Raw genomic sequence first — 23,957 nt, 5'->3', positions numbered from 1 at the left:
GATTAACCGCCTCCTACGAAGTGGACGATTTCAAAAGAATCGCCTGTTTGAATGGGTGTGTTTTGGTATGCTGTCCGCTCGACAATCTGTCGATTCTGTTCGATGATGACCATTTTTTCCGTCAAATTGAGATGATGAATCAATCCGTCGATTGTCGAAATCGATCCGTCAAGCGTATACGGTTGACCATTAATAGTGAGTTGCATTCGTGTTCCTCCTCGATTCATGTAATGAAAACGGACGAAGCTCATATTTCGGCGTGATTCCCGTTACCTCGTCTGCCAGGACGGACGCCGTGATCGGGGCGAGTAATATCCCGTGCCGATGATGGCCGGTCGCGACGAATAGGTGCCCGACTCCCGGGACCTGCCCGAGATAAGGCAATCCGTCCGCTGTTTGTGGACGAATCCCGGACCAGATGTCCACGATTTCCGCTTCTCTGATTGCCGGGAACAGTCGCGCCGCCGCCTGCAGGAGATGTTCAATCCCGCTGACGCTGACCCCTGTCGTCTCGTCACCGATCCGTTCCGTCGCCCCGATGATGATCCGTCCGTCAAACTTCGGGACGAGGTACACGTCGTCGCTAAACAACGTCTCGGTCAAGACATGCCCCGGAAGCCGGACGGCGAGGCATTCGCCTTTGACCGGTACCGTCGCGATCTCGACACCACTCGTCGCGAGTAACGCTTCTGATCCCCGACCGCTTGCGACCACGACGTTACTGGCTTCGCGCTTACCGTTACTCGTCGCAACGCCGACGACGGTCGCCCCTGCCCGGAGCAGTCCCGTGACCGTTGTCTGTTCTTCAATCACACCTCCGCGGACTTTAATCGCGTGACGGAGCGAACGCGTCAACTGGACGGGATCGATTTGACCGACGGATGCAAATTGAATTTCCTCATGGCCCCGAATCAACCGAAAGGGATTTTCTTTATAGCCACTATCAATGCCGGTCTCATTAAACAGCTCACGGACGAGGTCGGGATAAAGCTGTCGACTCGCTGCCGCCAGTTGATGTAAGGCAGGGATCAGTTCATGATCCGTCGCAAGCATGCCGGCTGCCGCTCGCGTCGTTCCTTCGCCACACCGGCTTTGCTCAAGCACGCGTACCGCTTGTCCTCGTTTGAGCAATTCGTAGGCGAGTGTCAAACCGATTACGCCTGCGCCGACGATTAACGTCTCTGTTGCTTTCATTGATCAAGCACCTCGCGATACGCTAGGACTGCTTCGACCGGATTTGCCTGACCGAGAATCCCTGACATCACAGCGATGCCAGCAACGCCGGTCGCGAGGACACCCGCGACATTCTCCGGCTGAATCCCGCCAATCGCGATGACGGGGACTTTTGAAAACGTGACGATTTGCGCGAGTGCCGCTAGTCCGCGCGGGGCGACGTCCTGTTTTGACGCCGTCGCAAAGACATGACCATACATGACGAAGTCGCTGCCCGTCTCAAGCGCTTCCGTCAAGGAGTGAATTGATCGGCCGATCTGTAGCTCGCTGAATTGACGCCGCACGACAGCGACGGGAATACTGCGTGATGTCAACTGGACACTTGCCTTCGTTACGAGGGCGACATCAAGCCGGTCATGGACGATTAGTTTTTCACGTGGAACACCGGCGCATACTAGCGCCTCGATCAATTGGACGAGTCGGTCCGCCGACCAACCCGGTTCCCGGATATGAATCATGTCGGCATAAGGCACAACAGCCGGCAAGACTTCTAGAAGATGTGTCAGCTCTTTTGTCCCGGTCGTCACAATATGTAACTTCGGACGCATACCTTCTCCTCCTTGCTACACAAAAAGGACCACCCCATGAACATGATGGAGTGGTCCGAAAAATGTCCAGGTAAGACCTGAGACAGGATGATAATCAGAAGCCACTTCCCTCCGCTAGTACGAACTAGATCAGGTTCAAAGGGTCCGGATATTTCCGTCTCAGTCTGCTGCGAGACTCCCCTAGTGTAGAACTATTTAGTGTTGGTTGGTTCATTCGTAGTCTACCATGACCGCTCGCTTGATTTCTAGTCTGACTTGTCAGTTCAGCCGATCCGTGACCGTTTTGACCTGTTCCGTCAATTGTTCACGCGTTGGAATCAGCTTCGTGTCTGCTAAATCATACGTTTGTTTCAGACGTAAGACACGTGTCACTTTCGCGTCGAGGTCAGCCCGTGATAGTGACTTGTCCTTGATCCCCTGCATAATTGCCGCATGAACATCCGTGTAAGCACCGGCTTGCGAGAACATCGCCATGTCGGCACCACGTTCGAGGGCGAGACGCGAAGCTTGGGCGAGACCATATTGTTTCGTGATCGCACCCATTACGAGGTCGTCCGTCACGATGACGCCATCGAACTTCAACTCTTCACGCAACAGTTGTTGCATGACCGGCTCTGATAACGACGACGGATTGTCTGGGTCGAGCGCCGGGAATAAAATGTGTGCGACCATCACCATTTCCGCTCCGGCATCGATTGCCGCTTTGAACGGGACGAGTTCCAGTTGCTCGAGTTGCGCTTTCGTCTTCGTCACGGTCGGTAAGCCGACATGCGAATCGACGGTCGTATCCCCGTGTCCGGGAAAATGTTTGATGACCGGCACGACATCTTCCGACTTGATTCCCAGCATTAACGGGACACCGAGCCGGGCGACATCATCCGGCTCAGCACTGAGTGCCCGGTCACCGATGATCGGGTTCGCCGGATTGCTGTTGACATCAAGAACCGGGGCGAAATCCATATTAAATCCATAAAACCGTGACATCGCACCAAGCGCCTGTCCGGTCTTTTGCATCAATGCCGGATCGTTTTTCTGACCGAGCGTCAGACTCGGAGGTAAATGAAACGTTTGATCCGGGACACGACTGACACGTCCTCCTTCTTCATCGAAGCCGAGGAACGCGAGCGCTTCGTCGTCTTGTGCGTCCTTGATTGCTGCCGTCAAGGTTTTCAGCTGGGCGTCTGACGTGATATTGCCTCCGAGTAACAGGACACCGCCTATCGCGTGATCGTTTAACAGACTTCGGTCCGCGTCCGATAACGTCGTCCCACTGATCCCGATATACAGCAATTGATCGACCTTTTCAGCAGTCGAGAGTTTGGCGAGCTGACGTTTGATGTCTTGCTCCGCCTGGTCGGCAGCCGTCGGTTCGTCAGCGACCGGCTGTTGCTGACTCGTCTTCGGTTCCGGTTTCGTCTTCGGTTCTGTTGCTGGTTCACTCGCGCATGCCGTCAAAAAGCAAGCCGTTAAAAGCACGTAAATCGGTTTCAAAGCGGTTCCTCGTTTCGGACGCCATTGATTGAATAATAGACTTCAATTTCAGCATTCAGCGATTTCGAGACAGAACAGTATTTATCTTTTGATAACGACACGGCCCGGCGGACTTTATCATCCGGTAAGTCGCCTTCGAGACGATAATGAATCGAAATCGTCGTAAAGCGGCGCGGGTGTTCCGTCGCCCGTTCTCCCTCAATGTCCATCTCAAACGAGGTTAACGGTAAACGCATTTTTTCTAAAATGGAGACGATGTCCATTCCCGTACAGCCGGCGACGGCGTGTAACAACAATTCAGTTGGTCGTGGTGCTCCGTTCTCCCCGTTATTTTCAGGTGCTGCATCCATTGCCAGTTGGTGTCCGGACTCCGTCACTCCACTAAAGCCCATCTTGTGATTCCATGTAATTGTCGCTTGCATTTTTCTCACTACCTTTCGATTTTTAGTTCGGTTCGCTTCGCTCTCCTTCATTATAGCGTAGTCTCACCTGAAGAAAATTGACATGCTATTCAAAATAATTCTTCTTTTCCGTTTCCATCCGATTCCCGTTCACCTGACACACGAATCATGCTATTCTGAAAAACGATAGTTTCGCGCTGCTTAGCGCTAGAATTGAGGAATTGATATGTCATCTACTACCCGTTTAAGTAAAACGGACTGGCTTTTAATCGCCACCCTCTCCTTACTGACGTTCGTCTTAGGCACAAGCGAATTCGTCATTGTCGGGATTTTATCAGAAATCGCTTCGGCCCTCGGAATTACGATTGCGAAAGCCGGCACACTCGTCTCCGCCTTTGCGATTGCCTTCGCGATCGGGACACCGTTCACGATGTCGATCACGGGACGCTTCGAACGTCGCAAATTGATGCTCAGCCTGATCTTTGTTTGGGTCGTCTTGAACTTTTGCAGCAGCATCGCCGACACCTACTCGCTACTGCTCGCAACACGGATCGTCACGGCCGTCCTGACCGGTGTCTTGATTTCGCTTGCGATGGTCGTCGCGAGTGACAGTGTCCCGGTCGCGAAACGCGGTGTCGCCGTGTCGTTCATCTTCGGCGGCTTCACGCTCGCGAACGTCTTCGGCGTCCCGATCGGCACGTTCATCGGGCAACATGCCGGTTTTGAAGCGACGTTTTGGCTGACGACAGCTCTCGGACTGATTGCTTTTTTCGCCGTTTTCAAAGTCGTTCCACGGCAACAGGCGACGGCGACAAGTTCCGTTAAGGATCAACTGCGCCTGCTCGCGAACCCACGTATCATGATTGCCTTCTTCATCCCGTCGTTCGGATTTGGTGCGACCTATGTCGTCTACACGTACCTCGTGCCGATTCTCGAACTTGAACTCGAGCTGCCGCGGGCCTGGATCAGTCCAATCCTCCTCGCGTACGGCGTCGTCTCGATTTTCAGTAACATTCTGGCCGGGAAAATCGCCAGTCATAATCCGATCGGTCGGTTACGGTTTGTGTTCGTCGTGCAAGCGTTCGTCTTGGCGGCCTTATATGTCACGACGTCATCCGTCACGCTCGGACTGATTAATATCGCTTTGATGTCACTGATGTCGATTTTATTGACGACATCGACACAAATCTATCTGATTGACTTGGCGGAAAAGTTCAACCCGGAAGCAAAAGGACTCGCTGCGTCCTTGATGCCGGTCGCAAGTAACGTCGGGATCGCTTTCGGCTCCGCGCTCGGTGGACTCGTTTACGCGAGCGGACCGATGATGAATACGGCGCTCGTCGGCGGACTTGTCGCTTTGCTTGCCGCGTTGTTGACTGCAATCAGCTTCCGACTCGACCGACGCGTATCATAAACGAACTGGAACGAAAAGATTCTCACTTCACTTGTTTCCTCGGACGCAATGTGAAGGGAATCTTTTTTTTGTGCCTTCTATCGTCAAAAAAGTATTGTCTCAGCCCGAACCTTACAAGACTGTTAGGAAATCGTCGCCAACTTGTTGCTTTATCTGTAAATTCACATGATACGCTGAAGTTAGCTGTTCACCCTAACTTAAAAAGGAGTTCTCCCATGAAACCGTATTATGCCATCCCACTGACTGCCTTACTTGTAACGGCATCCGTCAGTCCAGTCGTCACGTCTGCCGCAACACCAACAAAAGTCGAGACGAAAAAACCATTGTCCGAAAAAGCACTTGCGAAAAAGAAACTTGCAATCGCAAAACTCGCCACGTCACTGATTGGGACACCGTATAAAGAAGGTGGCACGACGACAAAAGGATTTGATGCTTCAGGCTTCACGCAATACGTCTATCAAAAAAGCGGCTTGCCGCTTGAGCGGACGGTTGCAAAACAGGCTGCCATGCCGTTGAAAACTGTCACACTTAAAAAAGCGATGCCGGGTGACTTGTTGTTCGTCCAGGCGAAAAAAGCAAAGACACCGAACTTCGTCGGGATCTATACGGGCAAAAACACGTTTGTCGCCGTGACGACGAAGAAGGTCGAAGCCCAGGACCTGACATGGAGTTATTATACGAAACAGGACATCCTCATTAAATCGTACCAATGACAAAAAACGCGCGGCTGACTTCAATGCAGAGTCAGCCGCGCGTTTTTACTTATTTTTCGAACTCTATGCAACAAGTTTTCAGCCTTAATCACAATTATTTTACAACGAGTTCATTTAATATTATGTCTTGTCGCTTTAATCGATCTTTGATATTGCCTTCATAAATTACGTTTCCCGACAATGGATCAATCACTTGGACGTTGAAGATGCCGGTCCCTGTATTTAACCCCGTGTAGATTACTCCGTTTTCTAGTCGGAAATATGTACTTGAGCCGTCAGCCCCCTGCCATTTGTTAAAATCATTTGAATGACGTGTCAGCTTCTTACTATCGATATCATATACAATCCATTTGAAGCGTTCCTGATCAGCATCTATAAGCGCAACAAGTTTTGTTCCATCCTCGATGAGTTCAGATTGATACAGATCGATTGAATCTAGCGCAGTCAGAGATTGAACCGTTTTTCTATCACTGATGTACGTGTTTCGTTTAGTCGCGTCCAATCCATTGATATCTCCTTCTGTTTGATAAACGATTTTCTCACCGTTAATCCCAAGAACATTGAAGTACTCATTTGATGTCTTCGGTAAATCGACTGTTTGAATCGTATCTGCTTTTAAGTCGAACTTAAAGAAATGATTTCCTACATTCGTTGGATCTTCATCTACGACATAAACATACAGGCTGTCACCAGAACGTTGGAACGGATTGAATTGCACTTCCCCTTTGTACTTGATTCCAGCTGGTGCTGATACTATTTTTTTAAAGAGGCGTTGTTTTTTTTGATTAAAATATTGTAGTTCCCATCGTCCCTCTTTCTGCAGACGCATCGCATAGACAATACCATCTTGCTCTAACGTATTAACCGAATTAGGGGCAATAAAGCGGCGGAACGCACGGGGAGCGTCGATGATGTCAAAAGGATTTTTGAAGAGTTGATCCACAAAATCATGTGTTGTTTTTTGCACACGATCATTCAGCGTGATCTCATAATCCATTGGCTTTAGACCACGATCTAAGATTTCAGCGTGGATGGACTGGACAGCTTGTTGTTTCGGATCACCTTTGACCGTCTCGATTACAAATTCTGATTCATCCATCGAATGAATGAACCATCCGTAAATGCCAATCGTCAAGAAACTGACGACAGTCAGAATGAGTACAAATTTAAAATTTCGCATGATTTCCTCCTTAAACTGTGATTTTCCATTTTAACAAACGCAAACTTCTCCAAATTGTATAAATAAAATACAACGTAAATACTGACAGAACGATTGCTCCGAATTCTTCTTGAAGCAACCCGTCAATCATTTCTAAGCTATACTGCATACTAATTAAAATAACTATTAAAGCAACTAGTTCAATGATGATGAACAGCATTCCTTTTGACTTCCCGTATGACCGTTCAAGCAGAACGAACAGGAACAAGAAACTGACGATGAACAGCGATAAGATAACCAGCACAAATAAATCGATTAAGTTCATCATGTATAATTTATTGAGGCTCCTTGAGAGACCGAGCGAACCTGACTCCCTGTACCCATCTTTAATTAACCAGTTGAAGATCCCATGACTGAGTTGAATCACCGTCCACTGTAAACCAAGGAAACTGACAATCACGAGTACGAGAGAAGTAAATTTTGCGAAAAAGATTTTTGCGCGACTACCTGGTAGTAGTAATAACCGATATATGTACTTGGATTCGCCTAGCCAATCCCGATACCAGATTTGAATCGCATATAGCAAAACAAACGCAACCCCGATCATAATGATATAACTGAAATAAGAACTGGCTTGTTCAAACGATAATTTCCCGATTTCTTGAATCGCTTCGACTTCAGACAGTTTTGCACTCTTCATGTAACTTTGGACTTGGCGTTCATGGTAAATGATTCGTCCGACAACAATTAAGATTTCGATACTCGCAATCGCAAGAATGAACGATACGATGATTTTCCAGCTTCGTTTTAACTCTTCATTCGTCAGCATCAGATATTGTTTCATCGTTGATAGACCTCCCGCATGCGGTCTTGGACTGATTTCCCGTACATTTCCCGCATTTCTTCCGTATCGTGTTCATCGATAATCCGACCATCCTGTAAAAAGACGACCCGATCAATCAAATGTTCGACTTCGACGATTTCATGCGTCGTCATCAAAATTGCACGTCCTTCCATGAAATGACTCGAAAATAGCCAGGCAATTTGTTCTTTTGTAAATAAATCAATTCCTGCGAATGGTTCGTCAAGCAACAAATAGGGACGATCAAGTGCAAAACCGAGCACCAAACTGAACTTCGCCTGATTTCCTTTTGACAGTTCTAAAATCCGGTCGGTCGATAACAGCTTCAACAGCCCCATTAATTCTTCAGCGATCTTCGGATTCCAGTCCGGATAATAATCACTCATGTAACGCAAAGCATCTCCAATCGTCATGTAAGAAGGCATCGTTTGAAGATCGGGAACAAAAGCAATTTTTTCACGCGATACTTCACCGTCAACCAGCACTGTTCCGGCGTCGATCGGCACAAGACCCATAATCGCTTTTAAAATCGTCGATTTCCCTTCCCCGTTTAAACCGATCAGGCAGGTGATACTGTCTGGGCGAACTGAAAAGGAAACCCCTTCTAAAATCGGTTTCTTACGACCATATCGTTTCTTTAATCCATGGACTTCAAGCATCAATTTTCCTCCGTTCCGTTGATTGATAAACGGTTTCGACTTTCGTAACGACTTCGCCGAGCGGTATCTGAATCGCTTGGACCGCCTCGATGAATTGCGCAACTGCTTCGTCCAACATCTCCGTCCGGACTTTTTTTACAATGTTTTGATCCATCGTGATTTTACTCGGGACGTTTCGTTCTGTCGTAATCAATTGCTGGTCCTCCATTTCTTTGTATGCTTTTTGAGCCGTATTCGGATTAATTCCGAGTTGCGCAGCGGTTTCCCGCCGCGATGGAATTTCTTGCCCGCATTTTAAGTCTTCTGTCGCGATTCGTTCCTTGAACCAGCGGACGACTTGAAGATAAACCGGGCTTCTTTGGTCAAATTGCACGTGCCCTCGACCACCTTTCACCGTTCGTTGTATTAAAACAGTAATACACTTTCTTTCTGTATCATATCGATAGTACAGTTGACTGTCAATCATTTCCCATCTATTGATTTTATTTCTTTTTGACCAGTCTCGTAGAATCGGTAGTCTCAATTATCTATCGACATAAAAAAGGTGATGCCGATCTCATTTCTGAGTCGGAATCACCTTTTTTACTTATTTTTCGAACTCTAAAATCGTTTGTTGCATCGGAACACCTGACATCGAAACCGTCCGTTCAACGAACAGATAACGTTTCCCGCTTACTAAAAAGCGGCGGTTTCCTAAGTACTCGACCTGTTTTCCGTCCTGCTTTAATTTCTGCTCAATTGCTTTGACATGCTCATCGAGCGTATAAAAACGATCGTCAAACGTCATCGTGATATTTTTCTTTTTGAAGCCAAGTAAGTAACTGAAGAAAAACCAAAATGCTGCCCCGACTGCAATGATCCCCAAAATGATTTCCATCCGAACTTCCCCCTTTGTTTAACCTATTCTACGGATACCCACCTAAAAAGTTCCTGTTTTTTTTGATTATTTTGTCATTTAACAAAGGCTTATACGATTCTTTTATAAAGGGGTGAAGCGTCTGCATCAAAAAAAGAGCCTTATCTACATAATGATTGAAGTCATACGTTATTTTGACGACGTCAAAAGGACCTCCCGCAACGCTGGAAGTCCTTGACTATTCTTATTTCCGGTCCCAAAAACGTGCTTGGGCGATGCCTTCGATGAACGAATCAAAATGATCCAAGTTATGTTCTTTGAATAAGAAGACACCCGGTTGATCCGTTTCAACACGGCACTTATCGAGTACTGAGTCATCATGGAGATGTAACGCCAGCGGTTTAGCATGTTTATACGTGTTCTCGATAAATTCGAGCACGTCGTCCGCTACTTTTGAAGATGCGCTGATTAAGAATGCGGCGTCAAACAAACTTGAATCGACCGTATCATACGTTTCTTTTACTTTCATTTCACCTAGTGTATAGGCTTTTTTACCAACGAGGCTGTAATTGATGTTATGCTCCGCCAGTTTTTCGACCCACGCCTTCACCTGATTTGCATCCACGTCCCCTGCAAGCAACAGAGCAACACTGCGCGTATCCGTTTTTCGAATCGTATGTTCCATACTGAGGGCATCTGAGCGTTTCTCTGATTGAACCCCTTCATCCGTCGTCGGTACCGCAACGTCAATGTTCTCCGCAACCTCTTTCGCGAGGGCATGGTCGATATGATTCAGCAAATCCACGGCATTCGTTTTGACAACATCAGATTCACACTTTCCGAGCTCGAAGCTGTAGGCATCACGAATGTGTTGTTGTTCAACAGCAGTCATGCTGTTGTAAAAGAGCTTCGCCTGTGAATAAAAGTCGAGGAAACTTTCACTCCGGCCACGCACTTTATGGCCGTCGACTTTTTCCTGGTAATGCTCAAAACCGCCTTCTTCGACCGGGACAGGCTCAGGCTGATTTTCATTCAAACCATTTTTGTGATAGCTCGTCTGTCCTTTATGGACCGCCATCTGATGCATGCCGTCCCGCTGATTGTTATGGTACGGACAAACCGGCTGATTGATTGGGATTTGATGGAAGTTCGGTCCTCCGAGTCGGGACAACTGTGTGTCCGTATATGAGAATAACCGCCCTTGCAACAACGGATCATTTGAAAAATCAATTCCCGGAACGATGTGTCCTGGGTGGAACGCTACTTGTTCTGTTTCCGCAAAGAAATTGTCGACATTGCGGTTCAATGTCATTTTACCGACGAGTCGGACCGGTACTTCTTCCTCCGGCCATAGTTTCGTCGGATCGAGAATGTCAAAATCGAACTTGAACTCATCCTCTTCCGCAATCAATTGCAGTCCGAGCTCCCATTCCGGGAAATCCCCCTTATCGATTGCTTCATATAAATCAACGCGGTGGAAATCAGGATTTTTACCAAGTGCTTTTTGTGCTTCATCCCAGACTTGCGAATGAACACCAAGTTTTGGTTTCCAGTGGAACTTAACAAAGTGCGCCTTCCCTTGTGCGTTGACGAGTCGGAATGTATGGACGCCGAACCCTTCCATCATCCGAAGGCTCCGTGGAATTCCACGGTCACTCATCGCCCACATGACCGTATGTGCAGTCTCATGATTTTGACCGATGAAATCCCAAAATGTATCATGCGCGCTTGCGCCTTGCGGAACTTCCGTATGTGGCTCCGGTTTGACGGCATGGACGAAATCAGGAAACTTGATGGCATCTTGAATGAAGAATACCGGAATGTTATTCCCGACTAAATCGTAGTTGCCTTCATCCGTATAAAACTTCGTCGAGAAACCACGGACATCACGGACCGTATCTCCTGAACCGCGTGACCCTTGGACCGTCGAAAAACGGACGAAGACCGGTGTCGTTTTCGAGGGATCGTTCAAAAAGCCCGCTTTCGTAATCTCAGCTAGCGGTTCGTATACCTGAAATTCACCATGTGCCCCGACACCTCTAGCATGGACGATTCGTTCCGGAATCCGTTCATGGTCAAAGTGTGTCATCTTCTCTCTAAAGTGGAAGTCTTCAATCAATGTCGGTCCCCGTAGTCCTGCCTTTAGCGAAAATTCATCTTCCGCCATTTTCAACCCTTGATTCGTCGTCAGTCCCGCTTTTTTCGTGTTATCGATTTGGTGCGCCTTCATTTGTTCTTCTTTTTTATTCGTCATACTGTTACCTCCCCATAAGTAAAAGCAATCGGTGTCAATCAGCTAGTTAGGTCATCGCTACCATCAATACGGTGTCGGATCTTCTTGTGGTGCATCCGGTATTTCTGTCGGTTCCGGAAACGTATCCGGCTCCGGCTGACGGATTGGATCTTCTTGCGGCGTGTCCGGAATTTCCGACGGTGGTGTTCCCGGCACTTCATTCGGTTCGTGATTCGGTTCGTGCTCCGGTACTTCGTTCGGATTCTTCTTCATAAAAAAAACCTCCTTATGATGTAATATAATCGCCGCCATTGATATGGATGGTTTGTCCCGTGACGTAACTCGAGTCGCGTGACGCGAGGTAAACATAAGCTGGAGCATTTTCTGAAGGTTGTCCCCGACGCTTCAGTAACGTGTCTTCCCCATGTGCTTCGACCTTCTCTTTCGAGAACGTCGCCGGAATTAACGGTGTCCAAATCGGACCCGGTGCGACGGCATTGACACGAATGCCTTTTTCGACGAGGCTCGATGCAAGCGAACGTGTTAACGTCGTAATCGCCCCTTTTGTCGCCGAATAATCGATCAACGTCGGTGCCCCGCGATAAGCCGTCACGGACGACGTATTGATGATTGTATCTTCTTCTTTCAGATGCGGCACGGCAGCCTGCGTCAAATAAAACATCGAGAAGATGTTCGTTTCGAACGTCTCCTGCAACTGTTCCGGTGTGATGTCTAAAAAATCATCTTGCGGAAATTGTTTTCCTGCGTTGTTGACGAGAATATTCAGTTGACCGAATTCCTGAAGCACCTGATCAATGACTGGTTTTGCGTTTTCCGGCCGGCTGACGTCTTTCGCAAATGCAAGGGCCTTAACTCCGTACCCTTCAATTAACTGCTTCGTTTTTTCCGCGTCCTGTCCTTCATTTAAGTAAACGATCGCGACATTTGCGCCTTCTTTTGCGTAAGCGACCGCGACGGCGCGACCAATCCCGCTGTCACCGCCAGTGATAAGCGCGACTTTCCCTTTCAGCTTCCCGGAGCCGACATACTCGGGATCGTCATAAATCGGTTCAGGATTCATTTCGGACTCAATTCCTGGTTGATGATCTTGTGTTTGCCCTTTTGCTTCTTCATGCATATCCCTCAGTTGCTTTTCGCGCATCTCACTCATCCCCTCTACTGTGATAATTGACTTCCTTAGTTAACATTCCCTTGCCATGTATGAATAAACGTCATTCCATAAAAAAAATCCCCTTCAAAAAGGGGATACAGACTACAGACAAACTCTTATGAAACATGAACAGGCTATAAAAAGAGGCAATCCGTTTGCGCTGCCTTATCTCGCCTCGTCTCCAAAGCTGCAAGGTCGCGACCGATTGCTTTTCGCGGTTCTAAGCGATTCGAGACGAATTGCGCGCTAAACCGTCTGCATGCCTAGAGTTCTGTCACGGTATTACCTAAAAAGCGCCATGTTTCGTTGACTCCTATGGGAATTTAACGCGACTTGCCAAAGGCAGGCAAGACCCTGCTCGTTGTCCGTGAAGATCAAGGAGCAACGACTTGCGCCTCACCCGGGGAAAGCAACGAAAAAAGACGCTTGATCTCCCAATCGCACGTTGTCTACAGCCAGAATCTCCTTCAAAAAAAGGTGCATACAAGTCTTACTCCAGGAATTCATTCTTTTATTAGACGGTCCCACTCACCTGTCTTCAGCATCGTTTTTAGCTGTAGGGGATAGAATTCGATGGATGGCAATTCGTCGATCGGGACGAACCGGTAAATCAGTTCCTCGCCCTCGACACCGTAAAAATCTTCCGTCGTCACATTGATCTCATCTAACAACTCGACTTCGTAATAAAAACCGACTTCATGAAAAGCGACGTCTTCATATGTAAAGAAATTTTCGTGAACGCACAAAAAACGTTTAACTTGTGCTTCTAATCCTAATTCTTCTTTGATTTCACGGACAACCGCTGTCTCCCCACTCTCCATCAGTTGAATCCGTCCCCCTGGTAATGCCCAAAAAGCATCTCGAATATTCCGATGAATTAAGAGACACCCTTCCTTGACGATCACGGCAGCCGCCCGGTGATTGAATCGTTGCTTCTCAAACTTAAAGTTAATATCCAACTGTCCCACACTCCTTTGTTATGTTTCGATACAATATCATAATTTCCCATAATTGACTTTGTAATAAAAAAGTCAAACAGATGACATGGACAAACCCTCGTCTCAAGGGATTGCGTAATTATCCCAAAACGAAGATTACAATATATATTATCTAAAGATATTTTAGAAATAAAATTGAAATATCGATTTGTAAATTCCGAATGCTATACTCAGTTTGTTCGAAAGCACCACTCACTCTACTAACTCAATCTACTCTATATACAACACATCCTATTTAATGACTCAGTCATTTCATTTTTCATTAACCCGTCACTTTGTTTTCACATCAGGAGGATTTACAACATGAAACGTATTTTGACAACTATGACGATGAGCGCGCTTGTCGTTTCAGGATTTGCAGCTACGGGTACAGGTAAGGTTGAAGCGGCTGGTACTTCTTATAAAGTAAAAGTCATGGCAGACGGACTTCGCGTTCGGACCGGCCCTTCAACAAAATACCGGATCATCGGAGGCGTCAACTCGGGCCAAACGTTTAAGTACCTTGGACGTAAAGGAAACTGGACGAAAATCATCTACGGTGGAGAAAAACGCTACGTATACTCAGGATACGTTAAAAAGTACAGCCTCAAGTCTAAAACTAGCACTGCAAAAAAAGCATCCGTCTCGTCTAGCTTTATTCGCCCGACAAGCGGGACTCTGACGCAACGCTATGGCAATGCAAGCGGCCGCTACGGATATACGTTCCATAACGGTGTCGACTTCGGAGCGAAGACAGGAACTCCTGTCTATGCGACAGCCACTGGGAAAGTCATCTCCTCAAAATATCAAGGCGCGTACGGAAACTACATCATGATGTCACATAAGGTGAACGGTTTAACCTACACAAGTGTTTATGCCCACCTCAATTCACGTAAAGTTTATGCGGGTCAAACGATTGCAAAAGGAACGAAGATCGGAACAGTCGGTAGCACAGGTAATGCGTTCGGTGCTCACCTTCACTTCGAACTTCATCGTGGCAGCTACGTCTACAGCAGCTCTTCAGCCGCAAGTAGTGTCAACCCACTCAACTTACTTTAAACCAAAGAAAGGCACCTCTAATCAGGTGTCTTTTTTGTTTGGATTCCTATTTTGAAAACTTAAAAAATTTTTTAAACATCAAAATTACAAAAATTCAAATTTTAAAAAATACTATTATTTCCATTTCAACTTTATCTTAAACGACCTCAACTTGTCACACTTTTTTATTAATTCCCTAGTGTGTGAACATTTTTTAAACATCTAAAATGTGTTGATATATATAGAAAAACCAATAAATGTCATATGTTATTTTTGGATAGCTTAAATATATTCTATTGAAACATTTCCGAAATGTTAATGTAATATTTAAACATTTTAAGTAATGTTATACTCATTTATGAAATTTAGTAGAACATATTTTCAACAAACAACTGACCTATCGTGTTGATTTTCAAGGAGGACATACATAGATGAACAAATTATTAACGACTTTAACAGTATCTGCCATTGCAGTAGCTGGACTGACAACATTTGCAGTCCCGAAAGTCGATGCTGCGACAACTTACTATAAAGTTAAAGTCATGGATGACGGTTTACGCGTCCGGACCGGCCCCTCTACTTCATCAAGCGTCATTACGGGTGTTGCTAAGGGAGAAACCTACAAGTATCTCGGGCGTACCGGCAACTGGACAAAAATTTTATACGGGTCAAGTAAAGTTTATGTTTCTTCGTCTTATGTCAAAAAATATTCAGTCACACGTTATTATAAAATCAAGGTAATGGCGGATAACCTTCGTGTCCGGACAAGTTCTTCGACAAACAGCCAGCAGGTCGGTTCGGTCGATAGTGGAGAAACGTACCGCTACCTCGGCAAAAAAGGCGACTGGATTAAGTTCCTTTATAATGGCGAAAAGCGTTATGTGCACGCCGACTATGTAAAAAAATACGCGGTCTTAAAATTAACGAATTCAGGTGCTAGTAAAGCCTCAAAAGATTTCGTCACACCGACAAGCGGACCGATTACACAAGGTTACGGGGCAGCGAGCGGCGTTTACGGTTATACGTTCCATAACGGCATCGATTATGGTGCAGCAAAAGGAACGCCCGTCTATGCGACAGCTGCCGGTAAAGTCACGACGTCTAAAAACTATGGCGCGTACGGGAACTACATCATGATGACTCATACAATTGACGGATCTTCCTTCACAAGCCTCTATGCTCACTTAAACAGCCGGAGCGTCTCAGTCGGTCAAACGGTCTCGCAAGGACAACTGATCGGAACGGTCGGCGAAACAGGAAATGCTTTCGGAGCACACCTTCATTTCGAGCTTCACCGTGGTACATATGTCTACAGCGCAACCTCCGCTGCAAGCAGTGTCAATCCGCTCGATTACTTATAAGACAACACCCCCGACCACATCCGGTCGGGGGTGTTTGTTTTCTGACTCATTTTAATTTTGCTTGATAGGCTTTCGAGTAACGGTCCGCGGCGATGATCGCATCAGCCACTTCTTCCGCCGTCACATCGAATCCATCATGGATTGTCTCACCATCTGCCGTCGCCGCTTTCCCGACTTTCAAGATGTCGTCGCGCGAGGCATCTTTGAGTTTGACGTCTTCGAGCGTGACCGGTAACCCGAGGTCCATATAAAATGCGATATACCGCTCGATTTCTTCTTGACTGTGTTGCTCAAGTGCGAGCTGGACGAGCGTCCCGAACGCAACTTTTTCACCGTGCGTCAAGTGGTGGATGTCCCCGTCAAGTGCTGTAAAGCCGTTATGAATCGCGTGTGCCGCGGCTAGTCCCCCACTTTCGAAACCAAGTCCACTCAGTAACGTATTCGCTTCGACGACTGCTTCAAGAGCCGGCGTAACGACTTTTGCTTGAACCGACTCATACGCGAGTCGACCATGTTCGAACAACACTTCCTCACAGCGTTTCGCGATCGCTTCCGCCGCAATCGTCGGCCGACCACCGGCCATTGTCTTCCCGCCGAATGCGATGACACTTCTGACCTCGACCCAGGTCGCGAGCGCGTCGGCAATCCCGGACGCGAAGAATCGCGCCGGTGCTTCCGAGATCAGCTTCGTATCGACGAGGACAAGATCGGGATTCTTTTTATAGAAGCGATAGCTCTCAAAAATCCCGGCGTCTGAATAAATGACTGATAACGCGCTCGTCGGTGCATCGGTCGAAGCAATCGTCGGCACGATGACGACAGGCACCGTTAGTTCGTCCGAGACGGCTTTCGCCGTATCCAGCGTCTTCCCGCCGCCGACCCCGACGACAAAGCGGACGTCCGCTTCTTTCGCCTGCTTCGTGATCCGTTCGACTTCATGGCGCGATGCTTCGCCGCTAAAGTCGACTTGTTCGATACCAATTTTTTCTGTTTCAAAAGAGTCATGAATCCGTTGCCCGACGATTTTAAAGACGACATCGTCTGCGATCAACAGAGCTTTGTCACCGAACGGGCTCACGTATGTACCGAGCCGGTCGATGACGTTTTTTCCTTGGACGTACTTGCTTGGGCTGATGAAGACACGTTCTGACATAATCAACATCCTTTCCGAGAAAACACGAAACAATGACGTACACAATAGTGTTTCCCTGTTCGCGCCGCTTCTTAAACGCTGATCTGTATGACCATTACATGAACTGCAGTTGTGATTTTTCTAATACATCGCGTACTTTACGACAATCTGTTTTTAATTGTTCATCCGGACTATCACCGAACCATTCAAGACTGGCCGTTTTCAATGTTAACGCTTGCTTCAGTTCTTCGAAAAATCTTTCGTAATCAATGATTCCATCAAACAGCGGTACCATACCGTCACGTGTTCCACCTGCCGCATATACGTTTGCCGGATTAAAGACTTCGAATTGATCCGTCCGGGCAATCGACTTCAAGTGAAGATGTTCGATGACTGGTTCAAGACGACGGTAAGCAGTGACCGGATCAGCACCTGATTCGACGACATGCAACACATCAAAGTTCAGCCGGCAAGCCGGATGGTTCACTTCGCGTACTAACCGTTCCGTCGATTCAATCGTGTCCGCTGCCGTATTTGGATGAATTTCAATTAACAGCAGTTGCTTGCTTTGATCTAGAACCTTACAAACGCCCTGCAACTGATAGACGAGCCGGACCCGTTCCGGTTCGGTCAACTGCTGACTTGACTTGTTGCCCGCAAAAATCCGAATACGCCTTGTTCCGATTCGTTGTCCTAAACGGGATAACGCTTTCGTCTGTTCAAGCAACACCGATAATGGTGCGTCAAACGATAGATAATGACTCAGCATACTGACCTCTATAGCATGCTCGCGTAAACGCAATATTTCATCGTCCTGTAAATGCTTCGCATGAACCCCCCAAACATCTAACGCATCAAACTGCTCCGCCAATGCGTAGGATAATAAGTCGTCAAACGAGCGGAGATGATGGCGATAGCTGATGGTACACAGTGCAATTTTCATCTGTTTCCCCTTCTTTCCGGCAGTATTCGTTAAATAATCCGATGAGCTGTTGTTTGATCGTATCTTCTAACATCGCCTGATCTGCGAGCAACGCTTGAATCTCAGTCAAAACAGCTGGATCGCACGTCATACTGTATTTAATTGTCCGGTGCTGGATGACAGTATATTGATTGACGAGTCGTTCGATTCGATCACACCACCCGTCGAAATCGGAAGAGCCTAAATCGAGACCTAACTGTTCATAAAAATAAGCAAAAGCATGTTCATAGGCATATTTACGGATCGCGATGACCGGAAGTTGTTTTAGCGCAGAAGGTAAGCGATTTGGTGTTTTCTTATGATGCGAGACAATTTTTCCGACTGCTTCCGTCAACGGGTGGTGCCGCTTGAGACCACTCATGAAGTAAGCTGCGACCGTTTCCCGATCCGGAAGTTTGACGTGACTCCCGTCAAACCAGAACCCTCCGGCGACAGTCGGCTGATCGATTGCCTGGATGATCCGTACGCGATCCATTTCACCTTCATATCTAAAATCCGGGTCCATCATCCGCCATGTCTCTTCGTCATCCGTTGGTTCAAGCATCACATAATGTGGAAATACGTCATGGTGAAACTTGTTTTCCCGCTCCGGTAACTGCGCGAGATCCAGCATGACGATAATCGATTGTTCCGGTCGTTTCGTTTTCATGAGTCGTTCGAGGTTCATGATATTCGTAGCCCGTGACAGGGTCCGGTCATACCACTGATGGACTGTGATCCCGTACAGTAACCGGTACCACTCGAGCATCGCTTCATGATTAATCTCCGGGGCATGATGCGATAAAACAAAATCGGACGTCAAGCCAAAGTCGGCGTCCCAAATCCCGAAATAATACGGACGATGATCTGCTTGCGACCGCTTGATTGTTTCACAGACACAACTGACGAGACAGTGAACTTTTATCATCAAAGCACCTCCTTTTTTGTTAGCGCAGCTAAGAACATTTCAACCGTCATCTGTGGAAGCTGTCCGAGTTGCTCGTCGGCTAGAACGAGACCGTATTCAAGCTCCAGATGAACGAGCAACTGCAACAATCGCATCGAATCCAGTTGCAGTTCATCGCGAAGCCGCTCCTGTCCCGTCACTTCCATCGGTAAGATGACATCGAGTTGCGCCTCGACGATTTGATGAAATGTCTGCTGGTCGAGGAAGGAACTCATGACGTCACCCCCAGTCGGATTCGACTGATTTTTCCGTTCGGCAGTTTTTTTATTTCCGTAACAAACGTCCAGTCAGTCGGACATTGATGTGGAGCAAGATGCGCATGGCAAAACGAGCGTAATGTCTCCTCGGTCGCCGAACTGACGATCTGGACACAGACTCGTTCGCCTTGCAGACGATCACTTTTCTTAAAGACGACGGCTTCGTTGACGTCGGCGCGACGTAGTAATACATCTTCAACATCTGCTGGATAAACGGATAGACCAGATACATTTATCATTTCGTCCAACCGGCTGAAGAAGAACAATTCGCCGTTTTCCGACGCTCCGACCAAATCCTTCGTACCCGTCCAGGTTCCATCTGATTCGACTAGCAATTCAGCCGGTTGATTTATAGTTCCAGCCTCCGTTTGAAGATGTGGTAACGGATAGCCAATCGCCTGCGCTGTTTTCGGATCAGGGTGTAATGCGATGCAACCGGTTTCTGAGCATCCGTATTGCTGTAAAAGATGATCGGTCACGTCCTGAATCGCTTCAAACCAACTATTCGGCAACGTCATACCGGAAATCATCACTGCAAATAGCCGCTGCTTAAATTGACTGAGCAGATAGACAAGCCCCGGTCCCGCATACAAAATCGCATCCGGATGTGCCCGACAGACACGCAAGACATGTCGCGGTGCCGTATGTTCGAGAATGACGGGTACTGCCCCCCGATATAGCGTCGCCATGACACCGCAAATCAAGCCGAATGAATGTGATGTCGGACAGGCGACAATCGTTCCTGTTGCATGCGGTAACGGAAAACATTGATTGTATGCTGTCACTTCTTGTTCAATCGACAACCATGTCCGGTGAATCACTTTCGCCTCTCCGGTCGTACCGGAGCTGAATTGAATCAGACCTCCCGGACGAGGTTTTGCCTGCGTCAATCGAACCGGTTGTTGAAAATCACCATAAATTAAAAAGTCACACCCTGCTCGTTCCGCCATATCGCGTGCACCGGCTTCCGGTAAGTCCGGATGAAGCGGTACGACCGTTCCTTGTGTTCTTTTCATAAGTAAACAAAAGGCAATCCAGGCTGCCGTGTCTTTAGTACAAACTGCAACAACTGTAGTCCCGGGGTCAGCGAGCCAACTTAACTGGCAAACGGGATGATCTGTCAGCATTTGTTCGGTATAAAGCGTCTCTTCAATGTATAACATGCGTTTCGCTTCCCTTCTGCGTCCTTGTATATAATGTATTGCAAACAAGATGCCGGCACTGCCCTGTCTCGAATTTACGCGCGAAGAGGGACTCCGTGTACATGGTCGCTTCGCCGAATCCTAAGGCGGCAAAGCGATCCGGCGACAGCTCGAGTCGGTCGAGTACCGCGGCAGCCCATTTGAAAAATGTTGTTTCTTTCAAGCCGTACTTGTCCTCCAACTGATGCGATAATTCCGTCAAATGAAATACAAATACCGTATCGCTGACGAGCTCGCGTAATGCCTCGACCTCTTTCATTTCGTAATATGTCCCGACCGGCGAATTAAAAGCGGGATGGATGGTCTTAAAATCAGGTATCTCCTCCGGATGCCGGACAAATTTCCCGACATATTCGACGCTATCATGAAAATCCCGCAAAATTAGTCGCGTTGGCCAGCCGTCTTTTAACACGAGTAAACTATTTTGGGCATGTGCTTCGAGAGCAAGCCCTTCTTCGGCGACGAGACGGAAGACCGGTTGTAAATAAACGGTCAGAAACTGTTTTACCCACTGTTCCATCCCGTATTTCTTGAACCACGGGTCAAGAAACAGTCCCCCGTTCGCTTCGTTGAGGGCAAGCGCCGTAAAAGGGATGACTGTTTCCTCAGCTGTGACATTCGTCAGGACATTGTCGCGATAGAGACAGCCGATGCGGCCTGATAATTTTCCGTCCTTCGTCTCGACGACCTGACTGGCGAATTCGCGGAGCAACGTTACGGGAAGCTTTTCCGCTCTTCTGATCAGCCAATCGGATAACACCGGTGCCGCAACAATGCTCGGGACGTCAAACGTCCGTCTCGCCGACGTCTGGATGAGATCAAGCGGGAGCTTAATATGCGGAGCATCCGGTACGCCTGGTTGGAAAACAGTCCGGATTGATTGAGTCGCTTGAAACAGGGGACCGCTTTCTCCAAGGTCAATGCCGCCCGACTCGAGGACATCCATCCCGACGCATCTCCATTGCCACGGGTGGACCGGAACAATTTGATAATCGGCGGAATCATTTGTTGCGCGGATTAGAAGTGCATTTAAGCACTCAAGGGTCGCTTGACCGAATGCCTGTTCCATCACGCCATTCATTTGTGTCATGTGGACAGTAGTAGCCGGAAGTGCGACGAACCGTAAACGAAACCGCTGTCCCGACTCCGGTCCATATCGCCAATGATCGGCGCGCGAAAATCCGATGCGGGACTTGAAGCATGGATGATACGGATGTCCTTCGATTAACGCCTGCTCTAAAGCACTGTATGTCATTTGCGTTCGTGCAACGATGGGGACGGGACAGCTCTCATCAAGCGCGACCGTTTGCTCGAGCTCTTGCCGGAGCGAATTCTTAATTTGAAAACACGCGATGATTTGCGCCAGTGTCATCGGTTGAACTTGATTGTTTTTGGTCAGCACACCTGTAGAAAGTTCGAGCCAAATCCGGTCAAATGCCCCACGCCTCCCGTTAATCGTCAGTTCATACGGGGGACGGATGAATCGAAACGTCGCATTGCCGTCTTGTCGCGGATGTTCACTGAACGGCTCGATCCGTTCGAATAAAAGTGCTTCAAGAAGTTGTTTGCAGACACGTTGTTCGCTCGTTTGCCTCATGAGGGACCTCCCGTTGTAATGGATTAGCGATTTCAATAAAGATGACCCGCTCCCCGCTGACTTCCAGCTCGTCGAGTGCATGCAGACGTGTCAGCAAGTTCGCCTTGTACGGTAGCGTCTGACGTGAGCGGACATAGTGAATCCAGTCTTGAGCCGGACCGGACAATGTTTGCTGTCGTTGATCAAGCCAAGTTCCGAGCCAATCGAGCATGTCCTGTTCCCGTAAGAGTCCGTCTCGGTCAAAACGGTGAAGCAGTCCGCCCAAATGGTTCCAGACCATGTAATACGTTAACCGTTCCTCAATCGTCGACTCGTCATAAAACAGTTCTCGTGCCTGATCCAATGAGGGTTCCAAAGACAATAATTTCTCTTCGCAGGACAGGGCGAGATAATACCCTTGGTTATCGCGGAACTGATAACGGATTGGCCGTCCCTGTTCAACAGTAATCAGGCTGTTTTGTTGGTGTGCCTCAAGCGCGATGCCGTAGTTGTCGTACAACTCGAGCAACGCCCCGAGTGTCAGTTCAATATACGTTGCAAACCAGTCCCATGCAGCTTCTTCCAATGACTGATCCGCTTGTTTCGCTTCGAGGACGAGCGACATCAAAACGGAAGGTTCATTGTCCAGCGGTTCCTGGACGAGTGCAGCGACATTGACCGCGTCGGCTTGTGCTTCCCGGTAAATCACTTCAAAACCGGATTCTTCCGTATCCGTCCAAAGTGTGGCGTATGCCGGATCATGCGTAATTGAAAATCCTCGGGGCATCGTCAAATGCCCGGCGAGACGTTTCATGACTATCCCTGCCGTTAGTTCATGTCGTTTGTTGACTCGGCGTGAATTCGTTACCTGGACGGGAATCGAAAACTTCAACATGTGCAGGCCGTCGGTATGTAAAACCGTCCGGATTGAAGATGTCGCATAATACAGTGGACCGAGCTGCCCGAGGTGGCGAATCCGTCCCTGTGCCACTAATGCTTTAACAGTCGTTTGTGTCAACAAAAACTGAGTTTGCAGAGGGTGTGACGGCAGAAGCGCTTCTCCAGCTGAAAGTTTTACCGTTGATTCGAGTTGCTTGCACATCTGCTCACTGATCAGCCGATCCGTCGCACTTTCCTCAATCAGTAAAGTCCGATCGACGGCAAAATAATCGAGTTGGAAACCGTTTTTAAATTCTGGAGCATATGCGATTTGTTCCCAGTCATGCATTCCTACCCGACTTTTCGGCGTCGGGTGAAACCAATGTCCGAACCGAACTGTCTGTTCATGTTCAAGGAATGTCTGAGCTCGCGTCGTCTCGTCCAACTGATGTGTGATGACTTGACACATCACCCGATGGCTATCGAGGACCCGGTATAGTAAATCCGTTAATCCCGGTACAAGCCGTTGAAGATGTTGGCAACACGCTATGATGAAGACAAGAGGTGCTTCTTCCACCAATCCGCTCGGAGTCTGGCGATAAATCCGCCCGATTTCATGTCGTCCAATGCGTGAACGATGACGGATTTCGAGGATATAGACTGTTGTCACATCAATTCGGCAACCACTCTTACCGCACTTCTCTCTCTCCTCCTCTTTCGGAATGAACCAATCAACTGTTTTGACTTCACGGAGATAACTATTCGCAAATGCCTGGAGCGTTGCCCGGGTTGCAATCTCATCGATACGTTCTTGTCGTGTTGTCATGACTGCCACTATCCTTCCATCAATTGATAACGATTCTCATT

The 23,957-nt window shown here is 47.9% G+C and carries 25 protein-coding genes and 1 riboswitch; of the genes, 4 read left to right on the top strand and 21 right to left on the bottom strand.

Features of this window, described 5'->3' with window-relative positions; all coding sequences use genetic code 11:
• Window positions 1-2 precede the first annotated feature (2 nt).
• The 5 genes from thiS to KNP99_RS00730 form a co-directional block, all read right to left on the bottom strand.
• Window positions 3-206 (bottom strand): sulfur carrier protein ThiS, encoded by a 204-nt coding sequence (thiS, locus tag KNP99_RS00750; protein WP_029333431.1) that lies wholly within the window; start codon window positions 204-206, stop codon window positions 3-5.
• Window positions 190-1,194: an NAD(P)/FAD-dependent oxidoreductase gene (locus KNP99_RS00745; protein WP_215192978.1), complete on the bottom strand. Its 1,005-nt coding sequence runs from the start codon at window positions 1,192-1,194 to the stop codon at window positions 190-192. The genes thiS and KNP99_RS00745 overlap by 17 nt, the downstream gene beginning before the upstream one ends.
• A complete protein-coding gene (locus KNP99_RS00740) occupies window positions 1,191-1,781 on the bottom strand; it encodes a thiamine phosphate synthase (protein ID WP_215192977.1) in 591 nt (196 codons plus the stop codon). The genes KNP99_RS00745 and KNP99_RS00740 overlap by 4 nt, the downstream gene beginning before the upstream one ends.
• Before the next feature lie 89 nt (window positions 1,782-1,870).
• Window positions 1,871-1,973: riboswitch (TPP riboswitch) on the bottom strand.
• Between the two features lie 66 nt (window positions 1,974-2,039).
• Window positions 2,040-3,272 carry a beta-N-acetylhexosaminidase gene (gene nagZ / locus KNP99_RS00735; protein ID WP_215192976.1) on the bottom strand — a complete coding sequence of 411 codons (1,233 nt, stop codon included), beginning with the start codon at window positions 3,270-3,272 and terminating at the stop codon, window positions 2,040-2,042.
• Window positions 3,269-3,694 (bottom strand): OsmC family protein, encoded by a 426-nt coding sequence (locus tag KNP99_RS00730; protein WP_088836833.1) that lies wholly within the window; start codon window positions 3,692-3,694, stop codon window positions 3,269-3,271. Before KNP99_RS00730 ends, nagZ begins: the two co-directional genes overlap by 4 nt.
• 205 nt (window positions 3,695-3,899) lie before the next feature.
• Between KNP99_RS00730 and KNP99_RS00725 the strand changes: the two genes are divergently transcribed.
• Window positions 3,900-5,087, top strand: a complete 1,188-nt coding sequence (locus KNP99_RS00725; protein WP_215192975.1) for an MFS transporter — start codon at window positions 3,900-3,902, stop codon at window positions 5,085-5,087.
• A 215-nt stretch (window positions 5,088-5,302) separates the two neighbouring features.
• Window positions 5,303-5,800: a C40 family peptidase gene (locus KNP99_RS00720; RefSeq protein ID WP_215192974.1), complete on the top strand. Its 498-nt coding sequence runs from the start codon at window positions 5,303-5,305 to the stop codon at window positions 5,798-5,800.
• Window positions 5,801-5,894: 94 nt separating this feature from the next.
• On the opposite strand, the gene KNP99_RS00715 is transcribed toward KNP99_RS00720, so the two are convergent.
• The 9 genes from KNP99_RS00715 to KNP99_RS00675 form a co-directional block, all read right to left on the bottom strand.
• On the bottom strand, window positions 5,895-6,980 hold the full coding sequence (locus tag KNP99_RS00715; RefSeq protein WP_215192973.1) for a hypothetical protein: 1,086 nt from the start codon (window positions 6,978-6,980) through the stop codon (window positions 5,895-5,897).
• 10 nt (window positions 6,981-6,990) lie between these two features.
• Window positions 6,991-7,803, bottom strand: coding sequence for a hypothetical protein (locus tag KNP99_RS00710; RefSeq protein ID WP_214845478.1), 813 nt, complete (start codon window positions 7,801-7,803; stop codon window positions 6,991-6,993).
• Complete coding sequence (locus KNP99_RS00705) at window positions 7,800-8,480, bottom strand: ATP-binding cassette domain-containing protein (RefSeq protein ID WP_214845475.1); 681 nt, start codon at window positions 8,478-8,480, stop codon at window positions 7,800-7,802. The genes KNP99_RS00710 and KNP99_RS00705 overlap by 4 nt, the downstream gene beginning before the upstream one ends.
• Window positions 8,473-8,853, bottom strand: a complete 381-nt coding sequence (locus KNP99_RS00700; RefSeq protein ID WP_029333419.1) for a GntR family transcriptional regulator — start codon at window positions 8,851-8,853, stop codon at window positions 8,473-8,475. Before KNP99_RS00700 ends, KNP99_RS00705 begins: the two co-directional genes overlap by 8 nt.
• 213 nt (window positions 8,854-9,066) lie before the next feature.
• The gene (locus KNP99_RS00695; RefSeq protein WP_029333417.1) at window positions 9,067-9,357 is read right to left on the bottom strand and encodes a hypothetical protein; all 291 of its coding nucleotides are present in this window, start codon (window positions 9,355-9,357) and stop codon (window positions 9,067-9,069) included.
• Between the two features lie 223 nt (window positions 9,358-9,580).
• On the bottom strand, window positions 9,581-11,590 hold the full coding sequence (locus KNP99_RS00690; RefSeq protein ID WP_088836831.1) for a catalase: 2,010 nt from the start codon (window positions 11,588-11,590) through the stop codon (window positions 9,581-9,583).
• A 63-nt stretch (window positions 11,591-11,653) separates the two neighbouring features.
• On the bottom strand, window positions 11,654-11,842 hold the full coding sequence (locus KNP99_RS00685; RefSeq protein ID WP_029333410.1) for a hypothetical protein: 189 nt from the start codon (window positions 11,840-11,842) through the stop codon (window positions 11,654-11,656).
• Window positions 11,843-11,855: 13 nt separating this feature from the next.
• Entirely contained in the window at window positions 11,856-12,731 is an 876-nt protein-coding gene (locus KNP99_RS00680; RefSeq protein ID WP_214767516.1) for an SDR family oxidoreductase, read from the bottom strand.
• Between the two features lie 512 nt (window positions 12,732-13,243).
• On the bottom strand, window positions 13,244-13,708 hold the full coding sequence (locus tag KNP99_RS00675) for an NUDIX hydrolase (RefSeq protein ID WP_214807862.1): 465 nt from the start codon (window positions 13,706-13,708) through the stop codon (window positions 13,244-13,246).
• 333 nt (window positions 13,709-14,041) lie between these two features.
• On the opposite strand from KNP99_RS00675, the gene KNP99_RS00670 reads away from it, so the two are divergent.
• Window positions 14,042-14,776 (top strand): peptidoglycan DD-metalloendopeptidase family protein, encoded by a 735-nt coding sequence (locus KNP99_RS00670; protein WP_088836827.1) that lies wholly within the window; start codon window positions 14,042-14,044, stop codon window positions 14,774-14,776.
• Between the two features lie 410 nt (window positions 14,777-15,186).
• Window positions 15,187-16,116: a peptidoglycan DD-metalloendopeptidase family protein gene (locus tag KNP99_RS00665; RefSeq protein ID WP_214767509.1), complete on the top strand. Its 930-nt coding sequence runs from the start codon at window positions 15,187-15,189 to the stop codon at window positions 16,114-16,116.
• A gap of 46 nt (window positions 16,117-16,162) precedes the next feature.
• On the opposite strand, the gene KNP99_RS00660 is transcribed toward KNP99_RS00665, so the two are convergent.
• The 7 genes from KNP99_RS00660 to KNP99_RS00630 all read right to left on the bottom strand — a co-directional run bounded on the left by KNP99_RS00660 (window position 16,163) and on the right by KNP99_RS00630 (window position 23,916).
• On the bottom strand, window positions 16,163-17,269 hold the full coding sequence (locus KNP99_RS00660) for a glycerol dehydrogenase (RefSeq protein WP_215192972.1): 1,107 nt from the start codon (window positions 17,267-17,269) through the stop codon (window positions 16,163-16,165).
• Between the two features lie 94 nt (window positions 17,270-17,363).
• Window positions 17,364-18,191, bottom strand: coding sequence for a sugar phosphate isomerase/epimerase family protein (locus KNP99_RS00655; RefSeq protein ID WP_214767503.1), 828 nt, complete (start codon window positions 18,189-18,191; stop codon window positions 17,364-17,366).
• Complete coding sequence (locus tag KNP99_RS00650) at window positions 18,139-19,137, bottom strand: DUF6005 family protein (protein ID WP_215192971.1); 999 nt, start codon at window positions 19,135-19,137, stop codon at window positions 18,139-18,141. Before KNP99_RS00650 ends, KNP99_RS00655 begins: the two co-directional genes overlap by 53 nt.
• Window positions 19,137-19,391, bottom strand: coding sequence for a phosphopantetheine-binding protein (locus tag KNP99_RS00645; protein WP_214767498.1), 255 nt, complete (start codon window positions 19,389-19,391; stop codon window positions 19,137-19,139). The genes KNP99_RS00650 and KNP99_RS00645 overlap by 1 nt, the downstream gene beginning before the upstream one ends.
• Complete coding sequence (locus KNP99_RS00640; RefSeq protein ID WP_088836822.1) at window positions 19,388-20,596, bottom strand: AMP-binding protein; 1,209 nt, start codon at window positions 20,594-20,596, stop codon at window positions 19,388-19,390. Before KNP99_RS00640 ends, KNP99_RS00645 begins: the two co-directional genes overlap by 4 nt.
• Complete coding sequence (locus tag KNP99_RS00635; protein ID WP_215192970.1) at window positions 20,583-22,232, bottom strand: IucA/IucC family protein; 1,650 nt, start codon at window positions 22,230-22,232, stop codon at window positions 20,583-20,585. Before KNP99_RS00635 ends, KNP99_RS00640 begins: the two co-directional genes overlap by 14 nt.
• A complete protein-coding gene (locus tag KNP99_RS00630) occupies window positions 22,189-23,916 on the bottom strand; it encodes an IucA/IucC family protein (RefSeq protein ID WP_215192969.1) in 1,728 nt (575 codons plus the stop codon). The genes KNP99_RS00635 and KNP99_RS00630 overlap by 44 nt, the downstream gene beginning before the upstream one ends.
• Window positions 23,917-23,957: the final 41 nt, after the last annotated feature.

The sequence above is a fragment of the Exiguobacterium sp. s95 genome (genome assembly GCF_018618655.1).
GTDB lineage: Bacteria > Bacillota > Bacilli > Exiguobacteriales > Exiguobacteriaceae > Exiguobacterium_A > Exiguobacterium_A oxidotolerans.
This window is presented reverse-complemented; position numbering and strand designations above follow the sequence as displayed.